Below are 9775 nucleotides of genomic sequence, written 5' to 3'. Positions count from 1 at the left end.
AAGAAGGGCCGGATGCCGCTGAATTTGTGGTGCCGCCAGTGCTGGAGGAGGCGCGCGGTCTCGGGCGTCACCTGCCACTGGCTCGGGCTCGGGAGCTTGCGCCACGCGTCCACATAGCCTCTCACCTCATTGATGGTCGAGGTTGCGTCGTAGCGTTGTTCTTCGCTCGAAAGTCCCTTTCCTTCGTCGAGGACAATCGCGGCCTGCTTTTGGGCACCCTTCTGCTTCTTCGGCTTCGGGATAGGCGTGATGAACGACACCACGCGGCGTGTTTCCACGACTTGTTGCGTCGGCTGGCCGGTCTCATCAAGCTCCCAGTGGCGGGAGGGGTACTCGTAGGGAGAGTTGAGAATCGGGCGCTCAAAAAATGGAATGGACATGAAGCGGCTCCTTTTCGCCGGAGGAAAAACATGGACACAGGTCCGCTTAATCAGTTCATGCAAAGGATTAAAAGGATGAAAAGAAAAATGCAATCAGTATCGGACAGTTCATTTACCCCGACCATCCACCTTGCCAACTCGCGGCAGAGTCTTACTATTGAGCAGGTAGGGTTGACTTCCTATGAGAACTCGGTGAAGCTCACACATGGAAGGCTCCAAAGGTGGAGAAAATTGACAAATCGCGGCAATCCTGATACAGGTGGCCCAAGCCACAAGATGCTTGGGCCACCTGTATCAGGAAGCTCTGACCGAGCCTGTGCTAACAAGCGAGAATATCATGACAACTACCGCTACTCTCACAGCCGCTCGCCCGAAGAGGGCCGCTCACACTGGCCGCGCCGCTTCGAAGCAGGCTACGGGCAACATTTCGGCGCGCGACCTCAAGAAGCTCATAACCACTTGTGAGAATGCCCCGGAGCCGAATGCCGCCCTCATGAAAGCGGCCAAGGCATACTGCGCCCGGTGATGGATTACTTCGCAACTCCCCTGAGGGATGAACATTTAAGGGCTGGCTTCTCATGCGGGAAGCCAGCCCTTGATGCTTACATTCGCGAACGAGCCGCAAGGGAGATGGCTCGCGACCTTACGCGGTGTCACGTGTATTGTGAGCCAGCACCTGAAATCGTTGGGTTCTACACACTTTCCACTCACACCTTTTCCCGGACCGTATTGAGCAACACCCAGCAAAGAAAAATCCCCGAGACCTATGATGTTCCTGCCGCACTTCTCGGGCGGCTTGCCGTCTCTGACCAACATGCAGGAAGGGGCATCGGCAAGTCTTTGTTGCTTGATGCCCTTCGACGCTCTCTCGACCTCGCGGGCATCGTGGGCGTTTTCGCTGTCGCGGTCGAAGCAAAAGATGCGGGGGCAGTAGCTTTCTATGAGCATTTCGGATTCATTCCTTTCAATGACGACCGCGAAAAGCTCTTCTTGCCGACGAAAACAATCCGCAAGATGTTTGAAGGATGCGCCGTCTAAATTCCAGCCCTCTGGCGGCGTAGAAGACGGAATGGGTTGAAAAGACAGAAAAGGCGGGCTCCCCCTGGAGCCCGCCTTTTCTGTCACATACTGACGCAAGTCGTCGCCTTCCAATCCCGTCGAATTCGACGGGATTGGAAATCTGTGGCGCGGGAAGAGAACTTGCATTCCAAGTCCGTGGCGGACTGATTCCAAGTGTCCACTTGAATTGCTCATCTGCCGTGGCAAGGCATCCATGAAGCCAACCGTCCCCCGGTGCTGAACGACAGGCCAAAGAGTCAGCAGAACGAAAAGAGCGAAAAGATAAAACGGCGGGTTCCCCCCTGGGAACCCGCCGCTGTATTGTCGACGGGAATTGTGATCCAGATGCCTATGCGGGAGCGGGGCGAACTCCATGACATGGTGCAAAATGAGACGGGCGGACTCCCCGTGGAGTCCGCCCGAAATGATTGCGCGCCGAACAGGTCGCGACCGTTAAGAGTTGGGGGCAAAATCCCTACGCATTCCTTCCCACAGGTCCGGGGCCATATCAAAGGTCGGGATAGCCTCCGTGAAATATGGGTGGGGGTCAATCGTGTCGGCCATGAACAGGCCAGTACTCCTGTCGAGCACGGACTCCCCATCATAACTGCCCCCGTCAGCGGCAGAGATGTAGCGCCCCACGAAATACCGAAGCCAGTTTTCCGATGCGTGCCACTGCCCCCACCGCACATGCATTCCGAGTTCCACGAAGCAGGCGTGTTCGCCCCAAAACCGGAGCATCAGCCCGGACCGGCGGCCCGTCACATACTTGTATCGCACGCCCGGGCGAATAAATTGGGCCACAAGGTCATATTCGGGGAAATCCTTAAGGTCGTCGGTGCTGGTGACAACGTCAAAGACGACCTCTGGAACCGGCTTGAGGTAGCATCTCTGAACAGGCACATACGCCCGCGCAGTCTCCTGCACCGGAGTCTCAACAGGTTTCATGTACTCCGGGGAGACCTGGGGACGAAAGATGCCTATCGGAGTGTCGCCGCACATGCACGCTATCTTCCATGGCCCGGAATGCGGGATAATCATCACATCAAGGTCGACATGCAGTACATCGTCATCCCACATGCCCCAGTAGATGGTCTGGCCGTCGTTAAGCGCACAGCAACCGTGCCTCCCTTCGAACATGAGCAAAAGCCCACGGCCCACGTCGGCGGCATCCGTTTCAAGGAAACCGACCCCGTTGGCGAAGTAGTCGACGACGTGCTCATAGCCTGCCGTAGGCGGCCAACACACTCCTGCCTCCATCACGTTGTAGGAGAAGCAGGGGACTCCGAAATCGAAGCTGACTGGCTCGTTGTCTAACATTTTCCCTCCACGGGGCGGCTTGATTTTTGGCAAGCCGGTTGACGTTCAGACGTGGTCTGCAAGCTCATCCCATGACCACGCCAATAGGTGGCCTGCCTGTTGGCGCAGGCAGGCCACGGGGCCGCAAAAACTAGCAGAAATTAGGGTCGCTCAAGTTGGCAAGCATGGCCTGCCACAACTCCGGGGCCTTGTCCTCATCAGGGAGCGGCCTGATATAGGCATAGTCGTGGAGCAGGTCCGCGACGTACCTCTTGAGCCGATTGTCGTAGCGACTCAACCCCTTATGGCTCTTGCCGTCGACTGCGCTGATGTACCACCCTCCGCCGCAGTGCAGCGAGTTTTCGGATTCCAGCCACTTCCCCCAAGAACAGCCATGCTTCGCACCGACAAAGCACCCGCGGTCCCCCCAAAATAGGAGCATCAGCCCCACGCCTTCCTCGCCCGTAGGCGGAGTGAAGGCATAGCGAACGCCTGGGCGAAGATATCGCCCGATGCGATTGATGAATGGCCCGAACTCCTGAAGTTCATCGTTGTCCCGGATGACACGGAACCTCACGTTGCCTTGCGGAAGCCGGAACTCCCTCTGCGGAGCGGGGCGGTCCCCTCTCTGAAGGCGCGCAGGGAGGCTCCTTGGTGTCGCGTAAAAAGCAGAAGGCCTCGTCGTGTCAGAGTCCGCACCTTTCGAACTGAGGCAGAGCGCGTTATGCGCGCAAACGTGGCCGTCGGGGGTCAGCATATATTCGCCCGTCCCCACGAGCAGGCCGTTATAGGTCCAGCGCCCCCACCGCACGGTTTTGCCGTCGTTAATCGCGAAGCAACCATGCTCGGCCGGGAACATGAGCGTGAGGCCCATCGCTCCATCCTCCAGCGGCACTTCAAGAAAGCCGACGCCAGTGACGAGGTAGTCGAGGATGTGCTCAAAACCGGCAGTGTTCGGGAAACAACGCCGCATAATGCGACCTCCCAGCTTCTCCTTCTGGCGGTAGCCGCTCTTGCGGAGAATGTTGAAAGCGAAGTTCGGGTAAAACGGTGGGTACCCAAGCGGTCGTTCGTAGTCAATCTGCATGACATTTCTCTTTTTCGAGGTCCGCCAATTGGCAAGACCTGCTGACGTTCCGGCGCGGTCTGCAAGCTCAATCCCATGACCACGCCAATAGCCCGTAGCCTGCCTGTTGGCGCAGGCAGACCACGGGGGGCCAAAAGACCTAGTAGAGGTTAGGGTCGCGCAGGTTGTCCAAGCGCCAGAAGTCGGCATTCTCGGTCGGCGTCGGCACGGGCGCAAGGAACTGCGGAGGGATGGGGAGCTCTTCCGAAAACGGCTTTTCGCGGTCGCTCCAACGGATGCACGGACTCTGGAACTCGGTCCCGTCGAGCACGTTGATGTAGCGCTCGTGGCCGATGCGGATGGTGTTCTGCCAGCCGTACCACTGGCCCCAAAACACGGTGCCGTCATCGATGGCGAAGCAACCGTGATTCAGCGGGAAGATGAGCGTCAAGCCCTGACGCCCGTCGGTCATGCGCACCAGGTTGTACGGGAAGCCCTCCTGCAAGAAGGCATGGACATGCTTGAACCCGGCGAATTTCTCGCCGATTTCAGCGCCGACGTAGCCAAAACGGACCATGGGCAATTTTCCCTCCTTTTTTTGGGGGAGGGAACCCGCCAGCGCTTGACACGAACCCAGGTTATGAGTAGGCATCACTTGTCGACGGGTTCTCTGTTGACGTTCTGGACACAGCTTGCGAGCTCCAAATCCCATGAGCTGTTGTCCGCCCAAGTTGGGGCCGACTGTTGGCGCAGTCGGCTCCGAATTTTTGCGTCTACGCGAATACCCCAAGAATGTCAAGCCATTTCTCTCCAGCCACCAACTCCGACGCCCACCACAAGAGACCTGAAAGGGGGTCGAGCTGGCCGGGTCGCGTCCCGTGCGCGCCTGACAAGGCGCTTGCCATTTTCGGCTGAAGCCGGCACACTTCTTGTGTCCACTCGCGTGTCCACTTTCGTGTCCACACTCGAATTCCACTCAAACTTTAAGCTTTTAATTTCGTGCTGTTACACTGAACATGGAGTCCGAATAACGTGTCCATCCGAGTCTCCCCTTCGGCACCAGAATGAACAAGGGTCCCGCTAACAAGGCGGGACCCTTTTTCTTTTTCCGCCCGCCCGTATGCCCTGCCCCCAGAAAAGCCCAACACCGGCACATTAACCCCAATTTGTGCCGTTTTTGTGCCGTTGGCCTGTGCCAATTGGCCCCAGAAACGGCCTGGGAGTTGTGCCGTATGCGCCCCTACGGGACCCATCTTTACAGACGCGCCGGAACCTACTATTTCCGCCTGTCCATCCCCAAGGACATCCAGGGGATTTTCGGCAGTAGCGAACTGCGCCGCAGCCTGGACACCGGCAACAAAATCCGGGCACAGGCCAAGGCGCGGCGAGCGGCCTTCGAGCTGCGCAACCTCTTCTTCAGGCTGGACGACCCGGACATGGCGAAGAAGCCCACCCACCAAGAGATTCGACGGATTGTCGGTGACCTGTTCCGGACTATCGCCGATGAGTCCGAGCGCCGCCTTGCGAGCGCAGGGCCAGTAAACCTCCCTGAACTCATCGAACGTCAGAGCAACCTCGAACAGGCTGCAGGGGAAACGCGGCTCGCGTTGACCACACGCAACCATGACGTTGTCGCGGATGAAGCCCGCAAGCTCATCGCCAAACACGAGTTGGACGCGCCTGACAAGAGCCCTGAGTTTGACCTACTCTGCCATGAACTGCTTAAAATGAGGTTGGATTTCCATAGGGTTGCCCTCGCCCGCAGGCAGGGCGACTACACCCTGGAGCGTCAGCTACTGCCCAGCTCGCCTGTGCAGGTGCAGGAGGAACCATCCGGACCAACCCTCGGGGAAGGCATCGCGAAATACATTGAGGATAAGGACAGCACTTGGGGGCGTAAGACCCGTGAGAAGTACTTGCCTGTCATCTCAGAGTTTCTTGAAATTATTGGGAACAAGCCGCTACAACGATTGAACCGCGACGCCCTTCGCGCATACAGCCGAACAGTCCACCAGTTGCCAAAAAGAAACGGCAAGGACTTCAAGTCAAAAAGCGTCAAGCAAATAATTGCCATGACGATTCCCACCTCAGCGCTCTTGTCACCTGAGTCCATTGATGACCGCTTCGTCATCGTCCGCAGCCTTCTCAATTGGCTCAACGATGAATACCCGAGGACGATGCAGCCTCTGGCGCAGTTAAAGAAGGTGTTGGTGGTAGAACGCAAGGCCACCACTCCGAAGCGCCGGGCCTATACGAGTGCAGAGCTCCAGGTGTTGTTCGAGCCTGCCACCTACACGGACAGGAAGATGAATAAGGGGTGGAAGTACTGGCTGCCTCTACTCGGACTATTCACCGGAGCACGGCTTGGAGAACTTAGCCAATTACTCGTCTGCGACGCCAAGCAGGACAAAGACTCGGGCATCTGGTTCCTTGACGTAAACGATGAGGAAGAAGCCAAAAGCGTCAAGACGGGTGCTGCAATACGAACCGTGCCTCTTCACCCCATTCTCATCGAACTGGGGTTCCTCAACCGGGTCGACATGCTCTCGCGGCGTGGAGAAACCAAGCTCTTTCCTGCCCTGTTCACTTACGCTGGCCCACCCGAGCCAGGAAAGGCCCCCTCCAAATGGTTTGGCCACTTTCGGCAAAAACGAGGTCTAGGTGCAGGTCCTGGCGAGGTGAGCGAGCTGACCTTCCATTCCCTGCGCCACACCTTCATCACCCAGTGCAAGCACCAAGGGCTAGACCGCCACAAGGTCAAGGAAATCGTTGGGCACGAGAATGACGAGTTCGACGATGTAACTGCGGGTTATGAGGGAAGGTTTCCGGTGAAGGCTCTCTTCGAAGGCGTCGTGAGCAAACTCGACTTCAGCGGGGCCATCGACCTAGAGAAGCTCATATGCAAAAAGTGGCAGGAGACCCCGTAGGTTGGATGCTCCGGGTTATCCCCTGGCAAGCACCGACGCAGACACCGAAAGCGTCCCATGGCTTTCAGTGCCTCGATAGCTCAGAGGATACCACGAGAGCATTAGGTCAACGACCCTAAGCCACCGCCCGCGCTTGACTTCCTCTCGCCTCCGGTGGCATTCTCACTCTCGACGTAAGCCAGCCCTCCTCTGGAGTGTTTGGGTTTCGTTCCCTAAAGGGCCGCTGGCATTGGGCTGGCGGCCCACTTCACGTCATGAGCCCATGAGCCATGATGGCATGACATCATATGAGCAGCCATTCACATAGCTCATCTATAGATGTATTGACTGAAGCAAAGGTTCTGCAAATTTGCAGAACCTTCCTTCGGGTCATTCGATATTTTATGCGCCTTTGCTTTTCGCTTCGAGCCGGTCAATCTCGCGCTGGATTTTGAGCATCTGCGCCTCAATGGCCGAGACAGGGGGGGCGACAGGTTTGCCTTGCTCACTTTTACCCCGCCCAGGATAGCCACTGTCAATGAATCACCCCCGGCCCCATCAATAGCCGACAATTATTGCGAAACAGGCCGCAGGTAAGCCCCTCGAACCGGGCCTATATGGCGATAGCATTTTAACATCTCATCACTACAGATTTTGAACTTGGAGCAGCCCTCGCATCAGAGGCACTCAATCAAACTACCCACGAGGAGGCAAGGCGAATGAACGACTTCAAGTGTCCCTTCACAGGGAGAGAATGGTCTGCCAAACAACGTGATGCAATCGACAAGCTCTTCAAATTAGCCGTAAAGAACGGAGAATACCCAAAGCCGACAAAATGCAACCGCTGTGGGAAGGAAACTGGAAGAATTGACCCTCACAATCACAGTTACGACCATCCGACGGATTCTGTCGAACCACTTTGCCAAGGATGCCATACAGCTCTTCACAGGCGGTACAACTCGACTGGGCCAAACGAAATTGACCGAAAGATGTGGGAAAAATTCACGAAGGGGAGTACTGCCCGTTAAATAAAAGGCCGGGAGTTAATCCCGGCCTTCTTCATTTCTTTGCTGCCGCCGCACTTTTCTTCGTTGTGCGCTTTGCGGTTGCGTCTTTACTAGTAATGAACCGTCCAGCGCTCTTTGCCGCTTGGAATGCTCCCACGTAACGCTCCCGCTCCTTCGCCTCTTCTTGCTCGACGATGAGGTCCAGCAGGGCGCTTATCTTCGTCTGGTAGCCCCTACCCTTCTTCTTGAAGTAGGCGATGGTCTTCGCGCTCAGGCGAATCGTCACAGACTGCTTGCGGCGCTCTTGCCGCGCGAGCAGCTCGTCCAGGCTAATCTCACTGTCTGGACTCCAGACAATATCGGCGGGAGCGCTGTCCGGGTCGGATGCGGCATTAGCCGTGAGCTGCTCATCGGTCATGCCATCAACACGCGACCAGTCCGTCTCGCTCTGGAGCTTCGCTAAGTCCTCGCGGGAATGCCGCACGATGGTCTTGCCGGATTCCTTATAAGTTGGAGCCATAGCGCCCCTCCTCCCTCTTGCTCGCCTTCCTGGCCGAGATGATGCGAAAAGCGTCGTCTCGAATCACGATGGTCGTCACCATGAGTCTGCCCTGTAGCCTCCAGCAGACGTTGAATCGTTCCTCGCCATAATCCTTGCGCGTATCGGGGAAGATGGCATTCGGCCCATCAAACATCGCCATGCAGTCGATGAAATCGATGCCATGCTTGCCTAGGTTGACCAGGCGCTTTGCTTCGTCCCACTCGAACTGCATGCCAGAGGTGTATGTACGATTTGTCATTACGTCAAGTTCGCAGTTACCTGGAGGAGGGCCGCTTCAGGTCGCGGAGAGCCTCGATGATGTTCCCCGAGCGCGGGAAGAAGAAGCCGAGAAAACCGACGGCAATCGAGAATGCACCGGCAATGTACCAGAGCATATCGCTGCTTATGGCATCAGCCATGGCGACGTCCCTCCATCCAGGTGAGTCCCACTAACAAGCACAAACAGCTCGCGCCAAGAAGCAAACCTTGCGTCTTGTGTTGGAACATCCCGATGACGATGTAAACAAAGCCGACTTTCTCAAGCCAACCAGCAATGCGTTTTCTCATGCGGCCCTACCCTTAGTGCATAGTCCCGGTGGGCTGCCCTACCCCAGCCTGGTCGATGTCTTGAGCCAGGTCGAGCAGATGCTCTTTCACAAGCATAAGCCCGCCGTGGTCGCGCAGGCTTTCGTCATAGGCCTCTACGAGGGCAATGAGTCCAGCGATTTTGTCGAGCCGGGTCACGACCTCAATCTTCGACAGATTCCGTATCTTGTCCGAATATGGCATGTGCCAACCTCTCTGCGTCAAGCTCTTCTTCGAGCCTGTCTATGTTTCAACCCAGCCCCCCCCTATGAGGAGGTGAACTCCGCCTACCATGTGCATTGTGAGCGCCATGTCCTACTGCCGGATGCTCGTGCAGGGGCAGTCTTCAGGGTCGGGCACTTCCAGGTCGTTGATGAGCTTCTTGACCAGGACGAGTGCCGCCATAAACTGTGGCTGCCGCTGAATAGGCCTGCCGTCGTGCTGGACGGGAATCGCGTGCAGCCGCTTGTAAATATCTTCCAGTCGGGCCGAAACTTCAGTCTTGTCCATCTTTGTGCTCCTCGTCGTATTCGTGCTTAATTTTGGCCATAAACGGAGATGGTGGCTGCAGGAACAAACGCGCTCGCTCATCCTCCGGCTTCGCCTCCCACCAGGCGAGAAGCGTCCGCTTTGCCAGGCACTTCGCGGACCGTTCGGCGCGCTCTTTCGCGGCCCGTAAAGAGGCCTCCAGGGCCTCCTGGCCGGCTTCTACGGGCGATTCGTAGCCCTCGGCAGGGATGACACTACCTCGGACTAATGAGGCCTTGAAATAGGCTAGCTTTCGTGTCTGGTCTTTAATCTTAGCAACCCATCCTGGGACGCCGAAGCTGTAGTCGAGTCGGCAGATGTCCTCCAGGAAGAGCGCCGGGTACTTGCATTCATCCAGGCATTCGGCGAGCAGCTCCTCCGACATGCCTTGTATTTTCTGCAGG

At 56.9% G+C, this 9775-nt stretch carries 12 protein-coding genes and 1 pseudogene; 3 read left to right on the top strand and 10 right to left on the bottom strand.

Annotation, left to right across the window (positions count from 1 at the left end):
- Window positions 1-380, bottom strand: a pseudogene (locus Q8O35_RS01810) (restriction endonuclease); the annotation flags it as partial.
- Between the two features lie 30 nt (window positions 381-410).
- Between Q8O35_RS01810 and Q8O35_RS01805 the strand changes: the two are divergent.
- Window positions 411-845 carry a hypothetical protein gene (locus Q8O35_RS01805; RefSeq protein ID WP_305569953.1) on the top strand — a complete coding sequence of 145 codons (435 nt, stop codon included), beginning with the start codon at window positions 411-413 and terminating at the stop codon, window positions 843-845.
- Window positions 846-905: 60 nt separating this feature from the next.
- A complete protein-coding gene (locus Q8O35_RS01800; protein ID WP_371133080.1) occupies window positions 906-1418 on the top strand; it encodes a GNAT family N-acetyltransferase in 513 nt (170 codons plus the stop codon).
- A 474-nt stretch (window positions 1419-1892) separates the two neighbouring features.
- Here Q8O35_RS01800 and Q8O35_RS01795 read toward each other — a convergent pair whose 3' ends face one another.
- The 3 genes from Q8O35_RS01795 to Q8O35_RS01785 form a co-directional block, all read right to left on the bottom strand.
- The gene (locus Q8O35_RS01795; RefSeq protein ID WP_305569951.1) at window positions 1893-2759 is read right to left on the bottom strand and encodes a hypothetical protein; all 867 of its coding nucleotides are present in this window, start codon (window positions 2757-2759) and stop codon (window positions 1893-1895) included.
- Between the two features lie 130 nt (window positions 2760-2889).
- Window positions 2890-3825, bottom strand: coding sequence for a hypothetical protein (locus Q8O35_RS01790; protein ID WP_305569949.1), 936 nt, complete (start codon window positions 3823-3825; stop codon window positions 2890-2892).
- 139 nt (window positions 3826-3964) lie between these two features.
- Window positions 3965-4381 carry a hypothetical protein gene (locus tag Q8O35_RS01785; RefSeq protein WP_305569947.1) on the bottom strand — a complete coding sequence of 139 codons (417 nt, stop codon included), beginning with the start codon at window positions 4379-4381 and terminating at the stop codon, window positions 3965-3967.
- Between the two features lie 655 nt (window positions 4382-5036).
- On the opposite strand from Q8O35_RS01785, the gene Q8O35_RS01780 reads away from it, so the two are divergent.
- Window positions 5037-6731 (top strand): site-specific integrase, encoded by a 1695-nt coding sequence (locus tag Q8O35_RS01780; RefSeq protein WP_305569945.1) that lies wholly within the window; start codon window positions 5037-5039, stop codon window positions 6729-6731.
- A 1038-nt stretch (window positions 6732-7769) separates the two neighbouring features.
- Here Q8O35_RS01780 and Q8O35_RS01775 read toward each other — a convergent pair.
- The 6 genes from Q8O35_RS01775 to Q8O35_RS01750 all read right to left on the bottom strand — a co-directional run.
- Window positions 7770-8237: a BrnA antitoxin family protein gene (locus Q8O35_RS01775; RefSeq protein WP_305569943.1), complete on the bottom strand. Its 468-nt coding sequence runs from the start codon at window positions 8235-8237 to the stop codon at window positions 7770-7772.
- Complete coding sequence (locus Q8O35_RS01770) at window positions 8221-8490, bottom strand: BrnT family toxin (RefSeq protein ID WP_305569941.1); 270 nt, start codon at window positions 8488-8490, stop codon at window positions 8221-8223. Before Q8O35_RS01770 ends, Q8O35_RS01775 begins: the two co-directional genes overlap by 17 nt.
- Before the next feature lie 43 nt (window positions 8491-8533).
- Window positions 8534-8677 carry a hypothetical protein gene (locus tag Q8O35_RS01765; RefSeq protein ID WP_305569939.1) on the bottom strand — a complete coding sequence of 48 codons (144 nt, stop codon included), beginning with the start codon at window positions 8675-8677 and terminating at the stop codon, window positions 8534-8536.
- Between the two features lie 160 nt (window positions 8678-8837).
- Complete coding sequence (locus Q8O35_RS01760; protein WP_305569937.1) at window positions 8838-9047, bottom strand: hypothetical protein; 210 nt, start codon at window positions 9045-9047, stop codon at window positions 8838-8840.
- A 111-nt stretch (window positions 9048-9158) separates the two neighbouring features.
- Window positions 9159-9353 (bottom strand): hypothetical protein, encoded by a 195-nt coding sequence (locus tag Q8O35_RS01755; protein WP_305569935.1) that lies wholly within the window; start codon window positions 9351-9353, stop codon window positions 9159-9161.
- Window positions 9340-9775: hypothetical protein (locus Q8O35_RS01750; protein WP_305569933.1), on the bottom strand; the 436-nt coding region annotated here is incomplete at its 5' end. The genes Q8O35_RS01755 and Q8O35_RS01750, both read right to left, overlap by 14 nt.

Source organism: Humidesulfovibrio sp. (assembly GCF_030689645.1).
Lineage (GTDB): Bacteria > Desulfobacterota > Desulfovibrionia > Desulfovibrionales > Desulfovibrionaceae > Humidesulfovibrio.
This window is presented reverse-complemented; position numbering and strand designations above follow the sequence as displayed.